This window comes from Terriglobia bacterium (assembly GCA_020073495.1).
Taxonomy (GTDB): Bacteria; Acidobacteriota; Terriglobia; order Terriglobales; family Acidobacteriaceae; genus JAIQFD01.
This window is the reverse complement of sequence record JAIQFD010000005.1, coordinates 181,917-202,258: the sequence shown is the minus strand read 5'-3', so window position 1 is coordinate 202,258 and position 20,342 is coordinate 181,917. Positions and strand designations below refer to the sequence as shown.

At 63.3% G+C, this 20,342-nt stretch carries 11 protein-coding genes and 1 pseudogene; 3 read left to right on the top strand and 9 right to left on the bottom strand.

Features of this window, described 5'->3' with window-relative positions; translation table 11 throughout:
- Positions 1-35 precede the first annotated feature (35 nt).
- Positions 36-1,718, top strand: coding sequence for a GWxTD domain-containing protein (locus tag LAN37_14320; GenBank protein ID MBZ5648385.1), 1,683 nt, complete (start codon positions 36-38; stop codon positions 1,716-1,718).
- A gap of 191 nt (positions 1,719-1,909) precedes the next feature.
- Positions 1,910-4,663, top strand: a complete 2,754-nt coding sequence (locus LAN37_14315; protein ID MBZ5648384.1) for a bifunctional acetate--CoA ligase family protein/GNAT family N-acetyltransferase — start codon at positions 1,910-1,912, stop codon at positions 4,661-4,663.
- A gap of 43 nt (positions 4,664-4,706) precedes the next feature.
- Here the strand turns inward: LAN37_14315 and LAN37_14310 are convergent, their stop codons facing one another.
- The 8 genes and pseudogenes from LAN37_14310 to LAN37_14275 form a co-directional block, all read right to left on the bottom strand.
- Entirely contained in the window at positions 4,707-5,228 is a 522-nt protein-coding gene (locus tag LAN37_14310; protein MBZ5648383.1) for a DinB family protein, read from the bottom strand.
- A gap of 75 nt (positions 5,229-5,303) precedes the next feature.
- Entirely contained in the window at positions 5,304-8,024 is a 2,721-nt protein-coding gene (locus LAN37_14305; protein ID MBZ5648382.1) for a serine/threonine-protein kinase, read from the bottom strand.
- Between the two features lie 128 nt (positions 8,025-8,152).
- Complete coding sequence (locus LAN37_14300; GenBank protein MBZ5648381.1) at positions 8,153-8,689, bottom strand: hypothetical protein; 537 nt, start codon at positions 8,687-8,689, stop codon at positions 8,153-8,155.
- 664 nt (positions 8,690-9,353) lie between these two features.
- On the bottom strand, positions 9,354-9,797 hold the full coding sequence (gene tnpA, locus LAN37_14295) for an IS200/IS605 family transposase (protein ID MBZ5648380.1): 444 nt from the start codon (positions 9,795-9,797) through the stop codon (positions 9,354-9,356).
- 124 nt (positions 9,798-9,921) lie between these two features.
- The gene (locus LAN37_14290; protein MBZ5648379.1) at positions 9,922-10,305 is read right to left on the bottom strand and encodes a hypothetical protein; all 384 of its coding nucleotides are present in this window, start codon (positions 10,303-10,305) and stop codon (positions 9,922-9,924) included.
- Between the two features lie 748 nt (positions 10,306-11,053).
- Positions 11,054-12,481: a 4Fe-4S binding protein gene (locus tag LAN37_14285; GenBank protein MBZ5648378.1), complete on the bottom strand. Its 1,428-nt coding sequence runs from the start codon at positions 12,479-12,481 to the stop codon at positions 11,054-11,056.
- A gap of 183 nt (positions 12,482-12,664) precedes the next feature.
- Positions 12,665-14,542 (bottom strand): annotated as a pseudogene (locus LAN37_14280) (2-oxoacid:acceptor oxidoreductase family protein).
- Positions 14,543-14,859: 317 nt separating this feature from the next.
- Positions 14,860-15,318, bottom strand: coding sequence for a hemerythrin domain-containing protein (locus LAN37_14275; GenBank protein ID MBZ5648377.1), 459 nt, complete (start codon positions 15,316-15,318; stop codon positions 14,860-14,862).
- A 339-nt stretch (positions 15,319-15,657) separates the two neighbouring features.
- Here LAN37_14275 and LAN37_14270 point away from each other — a divergent pair, with 339 nt between their 5' ends.
- Positions 15,658-16,416 carry a Crp/Fnr family transcriptional regulator gene (locus LAN37_14270; GenBank protein MBZ5648376.1) on the top strand — a complete coding sequence of 253 codons (759 nt, stop codon included), beginning with the start codon at positions 15,658-15,660 and terminating at the stop codon, positions 16,414-16,416.
- A 529-nt stretch (positions 16,417-16,945) separates the two neighbouring features.
- Here LAN37_14270 and LAN37_14265 read toward each other — a convergent pair.
- Entirely contained in the window at positions 16,946-19,621 is a 2,676-nt protein-coding gene (locus tag LAN37_14265; GenBank protein ID MBZ5648375.1) for a TonB-dependent receptor, read from the bottom strand.
- Between the last annotated feature and the right edge of the window lie 721 nt (positions 19,622-20,342).

Here is a 20,342-nt window from a genome sequence, read left to right as displayed (position 1 = left end):
AATCGTACAGCGTTTTCCCCAAGGAGTAGCGGTTCATGTTGGTGCGTCGTGTGGTTGGCATCACGTTGTTTAGCTTTCTGGCGGTCGGCCTGCTCGCCCAGGAAGGCGGCTCCAAGAAGGCCGACGATTCCAAGGCTGCCGCCGCCGGCCAGCCCTCCGCTTCGCAGGGCACCGACCCGCTCAACCGTCCTCTGACCGCCGAGCAGAAGAAGCAGGCGAAGAAGCTCCTGAAGGAGCTCGAAGGCCCTTACAAGAAATGGCTGGCCCAGGACGTCGTCTACATCATCACCGACGAAGAGAAGAACGCCTTCGTGCGCCTCAGCAACAACGAGGAGCGGGACCAGTTCATCGAGCAGTTCTGGATGCGCCGTGACCCGACTCCTGACACCGTCGAGAACGAATACAAGGAAGAGCACTACCGGCGCATCGCCTACGCCAACGAGCGCTTCACCGCTGGCGTCCAGGGCTGGAGAACGGACCGCGGCAAGATTTACATCATGTACGGCCCTCCCGCCAACATCGAGTCGCATGGCGGCGGCGAAGAGGGTTACCAGCGTCCTGAGGATTATAGAGGCCTCACGGGGTACAACGACAAAGGGACGGCGTACACGTCCACCACCTACCCTTACGAGATATGGAACTATCACCACATCGACGGGGTGGGTGACAACATCCAGATCGAGTTCGTTGATCGCTGCAGCTGCGGCGGTTACAAGATCTCTCTCAATCCCATGGACAAGGACATGAATGCCGACATGGAGATTGACCCCGCCAAGCTGCCGCAAAACCCGGTGGACGAAAACAGGAAGAGCCAGTTCGACCGGCTGCAGCAGTTCGCCCAGTTGAGCCGGCCTCCGGCCATCAAGTTCAAGGACCTGGAATCGGTCGTCACCCACAAGCTGAACTACAACCTGGTGCCCTTTGACGTGGTCACCGATTTCGCCAAGGTCACCTCGGATACGGCGCTGGTCCCCATCACCGTGCAGGTCAAGAACAAGTCCTTGACCTTCACCGAGAAGCAGGGAGTAGCGACGGCGGTGGTCAACATCTTCGGCCGCATCACCACCCTGACCGGGCGGGTCGCCCAGACCTTCGAGGACACGGTTCGAGTCCAGACGACGACCGAGCTGCTGCCCCGGGAACTGGAAAGGCCCTCGGTCTACTGGAAGGCAGTGCCCCTGCGTTCGGGGCGTTACCGGCTGGACCTCGTGGTCAAGGACGTAAATGGCGACCGCATGGGCAACTGGAGCCGCAGTATCGTGGTGCCGGAGTTCGGCGATGACCGGCTGATGGCTTCCTCGCTGATCCTGGCTGACATCTTAGAGGAGGTGCCGAGCCGCAGCGTGGGCGCAGGCAACTTCGTGCTAGGCGATACCAAGGTGCGGCCGCGGGTCCCCGAGCCCGGCAAGCCCGCCACCTTCAATCGCAATCAGGCCGTCAACTTCTGGATGCAGGTGTACAACCTCGGCATCGACGAGAAGACCCACAAGCCGTCTGCTACCGTCGAAGTCGAGATCACCAACCTGGCCGATCAGAAGGCGGTGATGCGCTCGGTCGAATCCACCCAGGAGATGGGCAACGTCGGCGGCCAGTTGACCCTGGCCAAGAAGGTGCCGCCTGGGGAGCTCGCACCCGGCCAGTACCGGGTTACGATTAAGGTGGACGACAAGGTCTCCAAGCAGAGTGTCGCGCCGACGGCTACGTTCATGGTTGAGTAGCCGCGGTCCATCTCTTCGGCAGCACGGTGCTGTCGGGGGAGCTTCCTGTGCCAGCCGGCTTTGGTGCATACTGGCTGGCGGTGATCCCATTCAAACCGGCCGCGCCGCCATTCGTTCTAAACGTCGTTTGTGTCGCCGTTCTGTGCGCATCCAGGCCGGGCTGGCCCGTCACCTGCTGAAAGAAGATACCCATGGCCACGAAAATAGTCGCCAAGCCAGGCGCCAGTCCGGTCACCCACAAAGTCCATGATGTCCTGCGCACCGAGGAGCAGCCCCTCGACGCCATCTTCGCGCCGCGCAGCGTCGCCGTCATCGGGGCCACGGAGAAGGCGGGCACCGTCGGCCGCGCCGTCCTGTGGAACCTGATCACCAGCCCCTTCGGCGGTTCGGTGTTCCCCGTCAACCCCAACCGCCCGCACGTGCTCGGCATCAAGTCGTACCCCGGCATCAAAGACGTCCCGGAAGCGGTGGACCTGGCCGTGGTGATCACGCCCGCGGATACCGTCCCCGGCGTGATCCGCGACTGCGCCGAGCGCGGGGTGCGCGCCGCCATCGTGATCTCGGCCGGCTTCAAGGAGACCGGCCCGGCGGGCGCCGAGCTGGAGCGCCAGGTGCTCTACGAGGCGCGCCGCGGCCGCATGCGCATCGTCGGCCCCAACTGTTACGGGGTGATGGTGCCGCCGCGCGGGCTGAACGCGACCTTCTCTCACGCCGTCGCGCACAGCGGACGCATCGCCTTCGTCAGCCAGAGCGGCGCCCTCTGCGCCGCGGTGCTCGACTGGAGCCTGCGCGAGCAGGTCGGCTTCAGCGCATTCGCTTCCATCGGCTCCATGCTCGACGTCGGCTGGGGCGACCTTATCTACTACCTCGGCGACGACCCCCGCACCTCCGCCATCATGCTGTACATGGAATCGGTGGGCGACGCGCGCTCCTTCCTTTCCGCCGCCCGCGAAGTCGCGCTCACCAAGCCGATCCTGATCATCAAAGCCGGAAGGACCCAGGCCGCGGCCCAGGCGGCCGCGTCGCATACCGGCTCGCTGACCGGCAGCGACGAAGTCCTGCACGCCGCCTTCCGCCGCTGCGGCGTGCTGCGCGTGGACACCATCTCCGACCTCTTCCACATGGCGGAAGTGCTGGCCAAGCAGCCGCGCGCCAAGGGGAACCGGCTGGCCATCGTCAGCAACGCCGGCGGGCCGGGCGTGCTGGCCTCGGACGCGCTGATGTCCGGCGGCGGCGAACTCGCCGTGCTGGCCCCCGAGACCATCGACGAGCTCAGCAAATTCCTTTCCCCCCACTGGAGCCACGGCAATCCCGTGGACACCCTCGGCAGCGCCACCGCCGAGGTGTACACCCAGGCCCTGCGCACCGTCGCCAAAGATCCCAACGCCGACGCCCTGCTCGCCGTCTTGGTCGCGCACGGCATGGCCGACACCACCAAGGCCGCGGAACTGGTCAAAGGGTTCGTCGGCGAGCTGGGCAAGCCCATCCTCGCCAGTTGGATGGGCGGCGCCGACGTCGAAGCCGGCGAGCACATCCTCAACAGCGCCAACATCCCCGCCTTCCCCTATCCCGAGGTCGCCGCCCACATGTTTAATTACATGTGGAGGTACAGCTACAACATCCGCGGCCTGTACGAGACCCCGACCGCGACCGACATCGAGAGCCACGACGCGGAGCGTGCCGCGGCCATCGTCCGCAAGGCTCGCGCAGGCGGCCGCACTCTGCTCACCGAGTACGAATCGAAGCAGGTGCTCGAGGCCTACGGCATCCCCACCGTGCGCACCATGGTCGCCGCCAGCGCCGACGAGGCGGTGAGCTTCGCCCGCATCATCGGCTTCCCAGTCGTGCTCAAGCTGCACTCCGAGACGGTCACGCACAAGACCGACGTAGGCGGAGTGAAGCTGAACCTCGCGAGCGACACCGAAGTGCGCGCCGCTTTCGAAGCCATCCGCAAGTCAGTCGCGGAAAAAGCCGGCGCGGAGCACTTCCTCGGCGTGACCGTGCAGCCGATGGAGAAGATGGAAGGCTACGAGATCATCGTGGGCAGCTCGCTCGACCCGCAGTTCGGCCCGGTGCTGCTGTTCGGCGCCGGCGGGCAACTGGTCGAGGTCTTCGAGGACCGCGCCCTGGCCCTGCCGCCGCTCAACACCACCCTGGCACGCCGCATGATGGAGCAGACCCGCATCCACAAGGCGCTGAAAGGAGTACGCGGACGCGCCGCGGCCGACGTGAACGCGCTCGAACAACTGCTGGTGCGCTTCAGCTACCTGGTGGTGGAACAGCGCTGGATCCGGGAGATCGACATCAATCCCCTGCTGGTCTCGCCGGAGCGGATGCTGGCGCTGGACGCGCGCATGGTGCTGCACGGCCCCGAGGTCCGCGAAGAGGAACTGCCGGCGCTTTCCATCCGCCCCTATCCGTCGCAGTACGCCGGTCCCTGGACCATGCGCGACGGCATGCCGGTCACCATCCGGCCCATCCGCCCCGAAGACGAACTGCTCATGATCGAGTTCCACAAGGGCCTGAGCGAGCGCAGCGTGTACCTGCGCTACTTCAACGCGCTGAAGCTCTCACAGCGCATCGCCCACGATCGGCTGATGCGCATCTGCTTCATCGACTACGACCGCGAGATGGCGCTGGTGGCAGAGCACAAGAAGGAGGACGGCACGCGCGAGATCGTCGGTGTGGCCCGCCTGAGCAAGCTGCACGGGCTCAACGAGGCCGAGGTCGCGGTGCTGATCAGCGACCTCTACCACCACCGCGGGCTGGGTACCGAGCTGTTGCGGCGCGTGCTCCAGTTCGGCCGCGACGAGAAGCTCGACAGCGCCTCCGCCAGCTTCCTCGAGGAAAATCTCGAGATGGCGCGTATCGCCGACAAGCTTGGCTTCAAGGTCTCCCGCTCGCACGAGGACCACATGCTGGAAGCGGTGATCGTGCTGAGCTAGCTGTCAGTAGTCGTCAGTCGTCGCTCGTCAATCGACAGCAAGATCATTTCTTCTTCTTCGCCGTGGGCGGCAGCAGCCCGTTCAACCGCAGGTAGGACGCGAGCATCGAGTAGTGGTTACCTTGGTCGGCATTCATCTCGAACAAGATCTCGGCGCGGGTCATCGGGCCCCATGGGACCTTCAATTGCTGGCCCAGGTTCTTGTCGTCGAGCTTGGCCAGCACGCCCTCGCAATACGAGACCGAGGCCGCCAGCGCCGCGACCAGCTTGTCCTTGGGGTCGGTGTCCTTGAAGTCCTCCGGCGGGGCCTTTTCCCCCGCGGCGATCGAGCACAGCAGCCCGTTGGCCCAGGCGGTGTGGCGGACGATCTGGCCGAAGCTCATCTGCCCTTCGGTGGCCTTGAAGCCGTATTTGTCGGCGGGCATCTCCTGGGCCGCCTCCACCATGTGTCGCGCCCGCGGCAGGATCTGCTTGCGCGCCGCCGACACCACCGGGTTCGCTTCCTGGGCCCACCCCCCGGCAACCAACATCACCAACAGCAACAGCACAATCGCGATTCGGCTCATGCTCCACCCCCACGCATCAATGTACGCCAGCTCAAGTTATTCCACCAAACGACTGAGACGACAAGAGCATTCGGGTCACTTCTTCAGCGTGCCGGTCCAATTAAGGATGACTTCCTGAGGATGCGACTGGCCCATGTTCACGGGCTTAAGAGCGGGAAAGCGTTCGCCGGGCGCCGGCGGTCCGAGCGCGGCGAATTCATTCAGGTGGATGGGCAGCGCGGCCGGCGTTCCGAATTCGAATGTTTCGACGTTCTGAATCGCCACTGACATGAGCTTGTCCCCATTGACGTAGTAAAGCTGCTTTCCATCCCCACTCCACGACGGACTCATGCCGCCGCCATTGGAGACCTGCCATCTCCCTCCGGGACCGGGGAAGGCGGTCACATAGACTTCCAGCCTTCCCGACTCATCGCAGGCATAGGCGAGCCATTTGCCATTCGGCGAAAGGACCGCTCCCACGTCATTGGCCGGCGATTGGATGAAGGGGGTCAGCTTCCGGTCCCCGTTCAGGTCGATGTAGTAAACATCCTGCCGGGTGGCATTGTTCTGCACCATGAAGAAGATATAGCGTCCGTTCGGGGACCAACTGTTCACCGTGCCCCACGTCGAGGGCGTCTCCAGGTTCTCCTTGTCACCCGAGCCGCTCGTCGGCTGGATCCACATTCCTCCCGAGACCGACCCTGCAATGGTGCCGACCGCGATCCTCTTGGTATCCGGCGAGAATGCGTACGTGATGCTTCCGGCATCCGCAAACGTACTGCGCGACGTCGTATTCCGCTTGCTGTCGACGATCCACACGTCCCCGCGCCCAGTGTCCGGGTCCTGGCGGACCATGCCCACCAGCGAACCGTCGCGGGAGGTCTGGATCGTCGCGTACAGGCCGGGCTCCCCGAGTCGTCCCAGTTCCTTGCCGTCCCGGTCCACCCAGACGGGCTGGGTCTTCTGCAACGATCCATGACGATAGACCAGCGTGCCATGCGCGGCGGCAAAAGCGGCAACGTCGCGCGCGTTCCAGTAGTCGAGCTTTTCGGCCACCGGCACCGGGTCGCCGCCGAACTTCAGCGATTTCGGGTCGAAGCGCTGCGCCACCAGCACCGTGTCCCGCAGGTACAGCAGGTACCCGTCTGAATACTGCACGTTGGACGCCCGCTCCAGGATCTGGCGCGGCTTCTCGCCCGAGAGCGAGGCGCCGTACAACGCCCCTGCTGGGCCGGTCGCCGCGATCGCCTCGCGGGAGACAAAGAGGAAGTGATCGCCGTCGGGAAGAAAATACGGATTGCGGTGGGTCCAGGCCGTCTTGGTCTCGGTGATCTTCTCCGGCGTGCCGCCCCCTTCCGCCACTTTGTACAGGGACTCACGGATGTTGGGAGTGAAGATGATCACGCCTCGCGAACTCCACGCTGCCCCGCGCCCTTCGGGCGCATCGCAGAGCACCTGCACGGGTCCACCGGCAAGCGCAACCTTCTTCAACTTTCCCGCCGAAAAAAACCCGATGTACTTCCCATCGGGCGACCAGAAGGGAAAAGTCGGCCGCTCGACTCCTCCCACTTCCTGCACCGCGCCGCTGGCAACGTCGCGCACCCACAGGTTCGTGTCGGCGCCGCCACCAGTCGCAAAGGCAACGCCACCAGTCAGGAAAGCCAGCTTCGAGCCATCCGGGGAGAGCGCCGGAGCACCGACCGCGACGGAAGCGAATTCCGTGCCGCCCGGCGCCATCCAGGACGCCGTGATCGGCCGTCGCGCCTCCTCCAGTTGGGTGCGGCTTGACAGGAAAATAGCGAGAGCTGCTGCCGCCAGGGCCCAGCCCACGACAGCGGCGATCAGCAACGTGCGCTTCTGCACCGCGCGGCGCGCGCGCACCTGGGCCGGTGCAGCCAACTGGCTCGACGACGCCTCCGCGATCCATCTCAATTGCAGCTTCAGGTCGTGCGCCGTCTGGAAGCGCTCGTCCGGATCCTTTGCCAGGCAGGTCTTCACCACCTGCTCCAGCGCCGGCGGTGTCATGGGCTGGATCGAGCTGACCGGCGCCGGTTCTTTCTCCAGGATGGCAGACGCCACGCTCAGTTGCGACTTGCCTTCGAACGCGCGCTGTCCCGTGATCATCTCGTACAGGACCGCGCCGAAAGCGAAGATGTCGCTGCGCGCGTCCGCTTCCCCGCCCTGCAACACCTCGGGCGCGATGTATTGAAACGTGCCCACCACCATCCCCCGGCTGGTGATGGGAGAAGTCGGCGAGGCGAGCGCGGCAATGGTCGGACTCGTGGGCGTGGTGGGAGTGACCGGAGATCCCGCCGTGCCGGAGCCGGCCGCCGTCAGCACCGCAGCCGGTTTCGCCAGGCCAAAGTCCATCAGCTTCGCGCCCGCCTTGCTCAGCATCACGTTTCCCGGCTTCAGGTCGCGGTGCACGATCCCCTGCCGGTGCGCCTTCTCCAGCGCGTCCGCCACCTCCAGGCCGATCTTCAGCGCCTGGTTGATCGGCACCGGGCCCTTTTGCAATCGGTCCGCGAGCGTTTCGCCCTCCAGGTACTCCATGACCAGGAAGTCGATGCCATTCTGGTGTCCGACATCGAAAAGCGTGCAGATATTCGGGTGCTGCAGCGACGAGATGGCCCGCGCCTCGCGATCGAAGCGTTGCCGCAGTTCCGGGTTGGTAGAAAGATGTGTGGCCAGGACCTTGATGGCGACGGTGCGGTCAAGCCGCGAGTCGAGCGCGCGGTAAACCTCGCCCATGCCCCCGGCGCCGATCGCGTCGCCGACTTCGTACGGCCCTAGTTTCGTTCCGGAAGATATACCCATCGCCCCCACTCTTGGCCCCGCATTATATCCCGCCCCACAGACAAAGTAGGCATGTGCGCTTGTCCTTCTACTTCTGCAATCTTCGTTCTGCGTTCTGCGGTGTTTCTTGCTCCACGACAAAAGGCAAGTCAAATCGAAGAAGTCAGATTGCAGAAGTCGAGGAGTGCCGGGAACGGCAGCAGGTCTGGGCCGGTGGCATCCGTCTGAGGCAGTTTGATCACGGGTTCAGGCGTGCGCAGCAGGTACCAGGCTTGGCGATATTTCTCCAACCGTCCGCGGCTCTTCCGAACATGCGGGAAAACCGCTGCTGCATCTCGCCCCAACACCTCGCGGATCGGCACGATGTACCACACCTCTTCCGGCACCACCAGCACCACGATGAAGTCCACTTCGCCCCGCCGGTATGGCCGTCCCGACCCGCTGGTTTTGAATTGATAGACGTTCTGCCGCTTCGTCCACGACGACTTCACCTGCACCCGCGAAACCTTGCCCCCGGCGGCAAACACCAGGAAATCGAAGCGGTGGTTCTCGCCGAAGGGACGGCACACGGTGAATCCCAGGCCGATGGCCCGGCTCATGAAGGCGATCTCGGCCCATTCGCCCTTGGACTTGCGATGGCGCAGACGAGGGTGCCAGCGCCCCTGCGCAGTCTTGTTTTGAGACATTTGGCACACTTCCAGTGTCATCCCCGGACGGCTTCAGCCGTGAGAGCCTGCCCTGAGCGAAGCCGAAGGGGACCTGCTGTTTTCTTGTTGGGAGAAGAGGCAGTTAAGGCTTTCTCTCTACCTCTCTAATTCCAGAATAGCAGATTGGAGGGGGTGAATCCGACGATTTCCACAACACGATGTTCGCTACTGCTGCAACGACTTGCGGAGAAAACCTACAGTCAGGGGGCTTGACAATTCTTAAAGCTATAATTTCGCCTCGCATTCGCTGTACACAATCTGGAGCGGCTCCTGATTTTGACGGACGAGTAGCAGCGCCAGAGGTGCGGCGTAATCGCCGGTGTCGGCCAGCGAGTGCACCTGCTGGCGGGCACGCCTCACCGCCCATCGAGCGCCAACAGCGCCGCAGGCGCGGCGGAGTGGTGCGGGTAGACCGGCGAGTGCACTAGCTGCGAAGCTTGATTAAGCCCCCATCGAGCGCCAACAGCGCCGCAGGCGCGGCGGAGTGGTGCGGGTAGACCGGCGAGTGCACTAGCTGCGGAGCTTGATTAAGCCCCCATCGAGCGCCAACAGCGCCGCAGGCGCGGCGTAGTGGAAGCCCAGGACGGAAGTCCTGGGTTAGCATGTGCCCTTGTCCGCAAGTCCCGGAGGGACGACGCAGGTCTCATCCCAAGACGTACTTCGGATCGTAGGTGACGCCGTGTTTCTCTAACAGCGTCAATAACTCCGATTCGAACGTGTGCTTGGCGTGGTGCTCGCGCTGATGATCGATGTACTGCACAATCGTGTCCACTTGCGACCCGCCGACACTGAAGGCCGCGTAGCCTTCCTGCCACGTGAAATCATGACCTTCATCACGCATCCATTTTGAGGAGATTGCCTTCAGCTCCTGGATACATTTCGCGAGACTCACCGCCGCGGGAACCGCAACCAGCAGATGAACGTGGTCGTCGGTCCCGCCGACGGCCTTCACTTCGATCTGGCGGCTGTGCGCGATCGATGCAATGAACGCCCAGAGTTTGGGTTGGACGCCTTCCGGGATCTGCTTGCGCCGCTCTTTGGTGCTGAAGACGATATGGACGCGGTTCACGGCGAAGGAATGTCCCATGAGTCCCTCCCGAAAACGGCGGACTATAACATGCCGCCGGACATTTGGCTGTGATCCGGCCTGCGCCGTCCCGCCGGGACTTGGATCTCGACGGACTCCTACCCAGGACTACCGTCCTGGGCTCCTACTGCTTTGCGCCTCCGGCGCGGATCTCGGACTCACGGGCATTCGATTCCCTGGCTGCACTCCCCTCGTATAGAAGGGAAAAACCTACGAACATGATCGGCTGGACCAGCAATGAACAGATCATGCCGGCAGCAAACAGCATCCACCACCCCCACTCAGGTACCCCGACATGGGGCGCGATCCACGAATACAAGTACCAAGGCGAGATAGCAGCGATGTAGCCGCAAGCCACAGATTCCAGCATCAATGTGGGAAGCGCGACCACGTAGTCGTCCGTCAGTTCGCTACTACGCCGGAGGGCAGCGCGGACTGGTAAACGGTCGAGGGTGGAAGCCGGAACCGCCAGAGCGTACCAGGTCACCGGAGCCAACCAAAGCAGCATGATCACTGCGTAGGCCCCCCGAGCGGCTACTCCGAGTGGACTGGTGAGAATCTTCATTCTCAGCAGAAGACCGACTACAGCAAACGACGAAGCGAACGCGAGCCCTAATGCAACGCAAGTCATACCCAGCAGGACGACCGAGGTCAGGACCAGAGGCCCGAATCTTTCGCGGACAGGATTGAGACACTCCTCAGCGTCAGGCTCCTGCCCGAACCGAATGGCCCTCACAGCCCCGCAAATCCCTGCAAATGCAAAGCAGTACAGCAGCCACGACCCAAAGAAACCGGCCGCCCGGATCCCGAGGCTCGAAACCATTACGTGCCAGTCTGGGAGGGCATAGCGCGCGCGCACTCCCCCCTGCCAAATAGCCGACGCCCGCTCTCCCGTCCACCAAATCGCCAAGTACCCGAAAACAAATGCGGGAACGATGATGCGCACGAACAGAGCCGCTCGCGATCGGTACAGCTTGCCGGTTTCGGCGAGTAACGGAAACGTTACGTGCCGTCGCTCCGTCTGCGACTCAATAGTCCGCATAGCATCGACTGGGCCATCCATACGTGCGCATCATACCTCTCCGCCGGAATCGACAAGCAACGAACCGGGCCGCGGTTGGTTCTCCGCGGCCCGTTGGGAGGAAGAGACGCGCCGGAATCACGTCTCCCTTGCCAAAAGCAGTTGTTAGTGGCTAGTGGCTAGTACCTAGTCGCTAGCTGTGGCGCCCTCGCCGCGAGGCGAGAACGCCCCATACCTACCGCAACCCCGCCAGCTCCTGCAGGCGATGCCAGTTGTACAACCGGTCTTCCTGCGCGTACTTGAGGAACTCGTCGGGATTGCCGTCCTTGTCGAAGTGCCGCGCGAAGCGGCCCTCGGTCTTGGCGAAGGCGGTGAAGTCCACCGGTTTGTTGGTCCGGGGATCCACGTACCAGTCTTCCTTCATCGCCGGATTGCCGGCCAGGCTGAGGCGTTGCGACAGCTTCTCGCCGTTGCGCGGGTCGTACACGAACAGCGGGAAGGTGCGGCTCTCCACCGCCAGCTTGGACTGGATGGTCGAATGATCGTCGGGCACGCCGTGCTCCGGCTGGCAGGTGGTATAGGCCACCACCAGCGCGGGTCCGGGGAACTCGTTCGCCGCCATGATCGCCTTGTAGTAGTGGTTCAGGTGCGCCGCCGTGGTCTGGGCCACGAAGACGTCCCCGTGCATGAGGCCGATCTGCGCCAGCTCCTTGCGGTGCTCGCGCTTGCCCGGCTGGGCCGAGCCGAACTGCGCCATCTTCGCGTCCTGGCCGGTGAAGGTCGAGGTCGAAGTCTGGCCGCCGGTGTTGGAGTACACCTGCGTGTCCAGCACCAGGACCTTGATGTCCATCCCGGACGCCAGCATGCGCGACAGCGACTGGAAGCCGATGTCGTACATGGCGCCGTCGCCGCCCAGGCACCAGATGCGCCGGCCGGTGAAGCCTTCCTGGTCCCAGCGCAGGCGGATGCCCATGGCGTCGGCGCACGCGTTCTCGAACAGCGAGTTCGTCCACGGCACCGAGAAGGGGTTGAACGGATAGGTGGAGCCGTACACCGAGTTGCAGCCGGTGGCGGCCACGATGCCGATGTTGTCGGCGCCGTACTTGAAGCCGGTGGCGGCCAGCATCAGGCGCAGTGCGGTGGCTTCGCCGCAGCCCATGCAGGAGCCCGCTCCGCCCGCGAACAGGATGGAGCGGTGGGCCAGCATCATGTCGCCCAGCGCCTTCTCGTTGAGGAAGCGCGCCGGCGTCTCCGGCAGGTGATGGTAGAGGTCCATGGCCAGGTCGTACTTGGCCATGCCGTTCTTGGGGACCATCTTCAGGGCGTCGTGGTTGCCGCAGGCCACCACGCACTCGCCGCAGCCCTTGCACTTGTCGGGATCGACGAAGATGCTGAACATCCCGCCTTCTTCGCCTCTTTTCTGCGGCAAGTCGAAGTACTTGGTGGTTTTGACGAAGTCGGCGCGCAGCGATTCGCGCACGTCTCCGCGGACCTTGGCCAGCTCGGCGTCGAGCACCTTGGGTTCGGCGACCTTGCCCAGGATGGCGGTGTCGGGACAGACGTTGACGCACTCCATGCAGCCCACGCACTTGGCCGCGTCGAGCAATGGAAGCTCGGGCGCCAGGGTGCGGAAGCTGCGCAGCCGCGCGCTGGCCGGCGGCATGAAGGAACGCGCCAGGAACTCGTCGGCGTCCAGGTCGGCTTCGCGCCCGCGCGCGTAACTGCCGATCACGTGATCGCAAAAGTCGTTGGCGACGCAGGGCGCCTCCGGCGACCAGTGGACCTTGAACCCGTTCCCCTCTTTCTTCTTCGCTTCGACGTCGGCGGCCGGAGGCTGGATCAAGGTGACCTCGTCGAAGCCGCGGCGCGCCGCCTTCAGGTTGTCCTCCACCACGCGCCCGCCGCGCTTGCCGAAGTACTTGGTCAGCGTCTTTTCCAGCGAGGCGAACAGGCGCTCGGCGTCGAGGCCGGCCGTTTCGGCGAAGGGCGTCAGGCGCAGGAACGCGCCCAGCAGCACGATGCCCTGCATGCGGATCTGAAGATCCACGCGGCTGGAGCACTCGCGCGCGATCTTGGTGGCGTCCAGAGCGTACAGCTTCAGCTTGCGGGCGCGGATGGTTTGGCGCGCCGCCGGCGGCAGCGTGTCCCATACCTGCTCGGCCGGTTGCACCGACTGCAGGTAGATGACGCCGCCGTCGATCAGCCCGGCGATCGGATCGCCGGACAGGAACGCGTTCTGGTCCTGGATGGCGACGAACTCCACGCTGTTGATCTCCGCGTGCAGCCGGATAGGCTCCGGCGCAAGCGTCAGCCAGTAGCTGGTGGGCAGTCCTTTCTTCTCCGAGCCGTACTTGGGGAAAGCCTGTGCGTAGAGGCCGAACAGGTCGGAAGCCACCGACGCGATGACCTTATTGGTGGTCACCGAGCCGAAGCCGCCGACCGAGTGTCCGCGCAGCGAGAACGCGCCCGCGGGACGGACGTCGGGATCGCTGGTGACGTCGAGCGCGTCGGGGTGCTTCACGCCCAGCATGAAGAAACGCTTCTTGTCGAGCCGGATCATGGCGTCGGCGACGGCCACGAAGTGTCCGGGACGGATGTCGCGCCCGCCCAGGCCGGCCACGCCGGAGTACACCGCGGGGATGCGTTCCAGCCGCGGGCCGTTGGGATCGATCTGGGCGTCGGCAAAGGCGGCCTTCAGTTCGGCCGTCAGCGGGTTCGATTCCGCCAGCGGGATGTCGGCGCGCTCTACCACCGCCACCGCGCGGCAGCTCTTCAGCGACTCCACCAGTTCGCGGCCGGGGAACGGACGGAAGCTGATGACGGTGATGCAGCCGATCTTCACGCCCTTCTTGCGCAGGTGGTCCACCGTGGCCTCGACCGTCTCCATCATGCTGCCCATGCCGATGATGGAGTATTCGGCGTCCTCCATCTTGTAGGGGCGGATGAGGTCGTATTCCCGGCCGGTCAGCTCGGTGAAGTCGCGCATGGCGGCGACCAGCCGCGGCGCCACCGTGTCGTAGAAATATCTCTGCGCGACCTTCCCCTTCATATAACTGTCCTGGTTCTGGACGCAGCCGGTGAGCACCGGGCGGGTGGGATCGAACAGGGACTTGAGGCGGTCGGCGGGAGCGCCGACGAATTCCTTCATCAGCTCGGGCTCGGGCAAGTGGATGGTCTCGAGCGTGTGGGTGGTGAGGAAGCCGTCCTGGATGTTCATGAACGGCGTCTCGGTGTCCTCGGCAGCGCGGCGCGCGATGAGCGCCAGGTCGGCGGCTTCCTGCGCGTTGCGGCCGAAGAGCATGCCCCAGCCGACGTCGGCGACGCCGTAGACGTCGTCGTGTCCGCAGTGCACGTTCAGCGAGTGCGAGGTGAGGGCGCGCGCGCCGATGTGGAAGACCACGGGCAGGCGCTTGCCGCTGATGACGTAGAGCACTTCCTTCATCAGGATCAGGCCCTGGCCGCTGGTGAAGTTGCTGACCCGGCCCCCGGCCAGCGCGAACCCTTCGCAGGCCGAGGCGGAGCTGTGCTCCGACTCCGGCTCCAGGAAGCGGATGGACTCGCCCCAGAGATTTTTCTTCCCGTTGGAATACTCGACGGCAAATCCGTCGCCCATGGGGGTCGAGGGAGTGATGGGATAGGCGCAGGCGCCCTGCGCGATGTGGGAATCGACCCACACCACGGCGCCCGAACCGTCAACGGTGGTGGTGATCCCGGGATACTTCACCGTCGCCTTCTTCGCTTCAGCTTTTTCCGGTACTGCGATCGTGCTTGGCAAGGGAATCCTCCATCATGAGTGCTGTCCCGCAAGCTTGCGCGGCTTGTCGAACTTGCAGCGCACCGCGTCGAGGTTGCAGGTTATGAATTCGAATGAACGATGTGGGGAAATGAAACGATGCAGGTGGACCAACTGCCCGGGCCCCCACAACTCCCGAGCCTTCACCGTCTTTCCGAAGATCGTGGGCGCGGGTGTTTGCTCCGCGCTCTGTTTCGCCCGCTTCGCGGGAGGCGCGGACGAGGGCGGCCGCGCGATACAACCGCTTGTCATAAAAATCCGTCCAACTGCTGCTCCTCGAGGGCGATATGGCTGGTCATGTCGCGAGCGAGCTGCTTGCCCGATTCCTTGACCGCCTCGACCGAGCCGGCGATGTCGTGGCCGGCTTCCAGCTCCTGGGCCGCATGGCAGAACTCGAGCAGGCGGCGGCGCAACTGGTCGTGCTCGTGGCGCATCTGGCGCGCGAACTCAGCCAGCTCGGGGCTGACCCTGGCGACCGTATCCAGCACCGTGGCTTCCTCGTGGCGGAAGTGGTCGGGGAGGGCCTCGGCCAGGTGGCGGCTGCAGCGACGAACCTTGGCCGCCGGCGCCCGGTCGGCGAGGACCCCGGAATCTCCGCCGAGTGCGTCGAGTGCCCCGTCGAGTTCGATGAGTTCATTGATCAGGACCCGGTGGTCACAATGGATCCGGTTGGAATCCGAGCGGAAGGTGATCGGGAATGTCGCCATCGGGATCCTCTCGCAGGGCGGGTGAGCCTGGATGCGCCCGTACCGCCCCCGGCGTGAGCCCAGAGGTGCAAAATCTGGAGTCGAGTGTGCGCCCGGAACGGGAAGGCCGCCGTGAGGCTTGTCACCGTGGAACGTGACCCCCGTCACAGCGCCCCTAGTCATAGCGAACGAGACTAAGTTCGAGCACAGGTACCCAGGCCACGAATGAGCCCATGGCCTGGAGCCCTCACCGGTGGCTCCGGCGCGGCCGGTCCGAGACCCCACACTCCGCTGCGCTGCGCCGGGGCCACCGCTCACCGGATCGGCCCGATGGCATGGGCCGTTCCCCGGAGAACCCTTATGAACACGATCCCGGCCCGGGTCCCAACCGGCGGCAATCACAAGCCAGCGGCGCCCTACGGCCTGCGCGTGGTGGACAACTGCCAGACGTGCGCCAACCGGCAGAAGAACGTCTTTTGCAAGATGCCGGTGGACACGCTGCGCGAACTCAACATGATCCGCCAGACTGCGCTCTATCCCCCGGGAGCGTTGCTGTTCGTCGAAGGCGAGGCGCCGCGCGGCCTGTTCGTGCTGTGCAGCGGCGAAGCCAAGCTGACGGCCAGTTCCAAACAAGGAGAAAGCATCATCCTGCGGCTGGCGGAAGCGGGAGAAGTGCTGGGCCTGTCCAGCGTGATCGCGGGCACGTCCTACACCTCGACGGCGGAAACGCTGACTCCCGCCCAGATCGCGTTCGTTCCTGCGCGCAAGTTCCTGCGCTTCCTGCGCACGCACCATGACGTCTCGCTCCGCGTGGCGGAGCATTTGTCCATGGAGCTGCACAAGTCGTGGGAGCAGGCGCGATTGCTGGCGCTGGCGCCGAGCACGCGCGCCAAGCTGGCGCAACTCCTTCTGGAGTGGGCCGACGAACACGGCAAACAGGACCCCGGGGGCATCAGCGTCCCCTTCCACATGACGCACGAAGAGATCGGCAAGATCATCGGGGCGTCGCGGGAGACGGTGAGCCGGCTGCTGTCGGACTTCCGGCGGAGGAAACTCATCCGCATCAAAGGAAGTACGGCGGTGCTGGTCCCCGAAGAACTCAGGGCGGCATTGAACTAGGTCTCATAGATACTTCATACCCACCGAACGCGGCCGGCCACGGCCGCGTTTGGTTGAGCTCTCACCGCAAAGCGCGCAGAAAAAGTTCATTTGCCGCGGGGAAACGCGGATGTTTGCGGCGCAGAGAAAACGAAGCCACCGCGGCTAAAGCCGGATCTTCTTAGAAGCGAACTTTGAACCCCCCGCCTAAAGGCGGGGGCTTAAGGCGGGGGCTTCCACGGTGATTCCAGCATCGGCTCGTCTCGGCATGATCTGAGAGGCTGGGGGCCTCCACGGCGAGGTCATCAACGCTCTGCACGGCAAACCGGGAGACGTGCGCACACTTTTTCTGGAGCGTGACGGACACTCCTTCCGGGTGTCGGCGAAGGTGAACCGCTTCTGAATGCCGGAGGAGAAACAGAACCCCGACTGACGCAAGGTGCGTCCGGTAGCATCGATCCGGGCAGGTCAACTGGTGAGAAGGTCTATTATCAACAGTTAGCCAAACACTTGGGTTCCTTTCAAGCAAACTGACGCCTGGACAATCATCCTAGAAATGAAAGCCGAGCTCCACCGTTTCTGAGCGCGGCGTCACGAAATGGGTTCCGCTGAAAGTGGAAAGAAAGTTGTAGAGGGCCAGCTTGTTAGTCAGGTTAATGACGGTAAAGCGTAGGCTCCACTTGTATCGCTCGCCGTGGAACAGGTCGTCGTCGCCGATGCTGACGTCGAAGAGGTGACGTGGAGCGATTCGCGGCGGATTGCTGTCGTCGTTCTCAGTACCGGGTGCAGGTATCTGGATGCGCGTTGAACCATACTGCGCAGGCGCGCAGGTGGTCAGTGGGACCACCAAGGTGGGAAAGACGTTCCCGCAGAACAGGCCTGCCTGTATCTGCTGATCGGCGGTGAGCACGGTCAGGTCCACGGGAGTGACGTTGTCCACCGCGAAGGGCACCGCGCCGGCAACCAGGCCACTATCGTATCTCCAATTAAAAGCAAACCAGGGACCGCGTTTCCAGGGTTGGTAATGGACGTGGGTCGTTTGCTGGAATTTCTGGTCGTGATCGATGCGGAACGGCGCGCCGGCAGCACCCAGATCTGTGCCCAGACCTCCCACCTGCGGCCCGAAGAAGCGCGCATTCACATGCCCCATAACCACGAAAGCGGTCAAGCCATGGAAATTCGGCAGGCTCACGCGAACGGATGGACCATCGATCTTTGAATTGCGCCAGGCGATGGGGAAGAAGATGGGCGTGTTCAGGAAGTCGCTGAAGTCGTAAGCGTTGTGCGTGTACTTCCATAGATAATCGGCATCGACCACCAGAAATTTCCCGAAAGCCTGCTGAAAACCGGCATGGAACTCATTGCGTTGTCCCGAACGGACGGGTACACCGGTGCCCGCCCCAAACAGCGCGTCGGTCACTGGATTGTTGGTGCTGGCGAGGATCAGATTCTCGTTGAAGGGCGTTTCCATGATCCGTGCGTACGAAGCGCGGAGGACCGTATTGGTCCGCTTGATGTTATACGCAACACCCAGGCGGGGCTCCGGCTGCGCATCCCGAGCCAGACCGCGATAGATGTCGCCGCGAATCCCCAGGTTGAACGACCAGTTCCCTTTCGAGATCGTGTCTTGAACATACAGCGCCAGCTCTCGGATATCGGCGTGGCCGTTGAAGCCGAACAATGTGCTCTGGGCCAGGACGCAACCGTCAATCACCGATGGGATTGGCCTGGTGAGGTCGAAACAGCCAAGCGACGGCACGAAAGGCGAAACGGCATTGGGATTGGCCGCGATGTTCTGTTGAAATCCGGCGCCCGCGCACTGCGAGGGATCGAGGAGGGTCGGGTCCGGCACGCCCACGAAGTCACCGGCCACATTCTGGGTGAGGCACGGCGAGTTCACCCCAGGGTCCGTCAGTCCAATGCTGAAGCTCTCATTCAGCAGCGTGTGCTGGAAGGTGATGCCGGCCTTCACGTTGTGAATGCCCTTCACGTAGGAAAGGTCGGTTCGGATGCCCGTGTTGGTGAGCGTCCGGCGCTGGGAGGCGGTTTCGGTCAGATCGGCCAGGGGATGGTGGCTGGGGTGGTAATTGAAACCGTCGTGCCGGACGAACGTGGTAACGGTCAGAAGCGTGGTTGGACTGAAGAGGTGCGTCCAATTCGGGGCGATGTTGTAGCTCTGGATCTGCGTGCGCTGGTCTTGACTGGTGGCCGCAGAGTCGAAAGAGTTCGGTGTTTGGAACCATGACCGGCTGTAACTAAGATTCGCGTGGAACGAATCTTTCTCGTTCGCTTGAAAATCCACGCGGTCGAAGACGTTCTGCTGGTTGCCCTTGTCATGGTTCACTTGGAACTCAGGCGGGTCGAGGAAACGTCCGGTGTTGAGCCCATTCAGGGAGACGAAGTTGCCCCAATTCTGGCTCCCATAAGCCAGGTCGAACCCTCCACTTGCGCTGCCGAAGGAACCGTACGACGCCGTCACGCTGCCGGTCGGTTTGTTTTGGTTGAGGCCCGACCGTGTGGTCACTTTGATCACCAGGCTGGTTTTATCCCCGTATTCCGCCGGTGGGGCTCCAGAGATCACTTCCAGCGACTGGATGGAATCAGCCGGGATCTGGTTCGAGAAGACTTTGCTCTGTTGGTCGCTGATCGGTTGGCCGTCCACCGAGAACGAATTCTCGGCGTGGTCGCCCATCCCGTGGAATAACCCGTTTGAATCCGCCACCACGCCAGGGGTAGCTAGGGTCACAAGCGAGCTGACCGACGACGACTGGCTCTCCAGCGGCAGCTTATCGAACAGACGGCGATCGACGTCGGTATGGAAGTTGGGATCGACTTCAATCAGGTCGGCGCCCGTCGCCTCCACCGTGATGCTGGTGCTTGCCGCACCGACGTTGAGGCTGATGGGTACCGAGATCGGCACCGGCGACCGCACATCCACATCCTGCGTGTACGCGTTGAAGCCGGACGCCGTCACTACCAGGTGATACGGATTGAAGGGAATGTTGGCGAACCGGAATTCGCCTAACGATCCCGTGGTCGTCTCGCGGTGGAAGCCGCTCACTGGATAGGAAATCTCAACCTTGGCGCCGGGAATCACCGCTCCGGTCGGGTCCTTCACTACGCCTGTGATGGTCCCGGAGTTGGATGACTGTGCCCAGCCGGCTGACAGCAGCGCGAGCGGGCTCAAGAACAGCAGCAGAATGAACGACTGCAATGAAATACGCATGGACTCCTCCCCACTGGAAGTGGTGGCAGCACGTTAAAATGCGAACAGTGTTCGAAGCGCGCTAGGAGAGGAGCGGAGGGGGGCGATTGGACAGGCTGAAAGGCAAATGACGGACAGGAGCGGGAATCCCGTGGGCAGTACTCTCAGCGGCAGTCGCCGCCTGATATGCGGTCAGGTGTGCTTGTGCGACTGGTAGCGCAATGTGCGCGCCGGAACAGATGGAGCAGTGCTTCTCGTTACCGGAGTTCCCGTCCGGGTGGAAGTGGGCGACCTGGACCGAAAGAGCAAGTCCAACAAGGACAGCGCATACCACCACCGCTGCCTTGAACACTTCGCCGCGTGGATATCCGTGCCCCCGCATGGATTCTGAGATGCTACCTGCCTGGCGGACGTTACGTCAATGTACCGAAAGGACACATAGGCCGAGGCTAACTGCTGATAAATCCTCTTCTCACCAGCAATCACTCCCGAGCCCTGCCTCCTACTGAACCCAAGTGCACCCAGCCTGATTCGTAAGCAGTTGAAACGACGCCCGAAAGCGGACCGATCTGCCAGTACGGAAGACGTGCGAAAGGCTTCGGTCGGGCCTGAGGCGGGGCGGGAAAAGGCACTCCAGCAGGGGGGAATTCCCACATCGCGACTTCCCGCACCGAACACTCGTTCGGGCAGTGTATCCTAATTCATTGACTCTAAATGATTTAGATGTATCTGCCCCACTCTT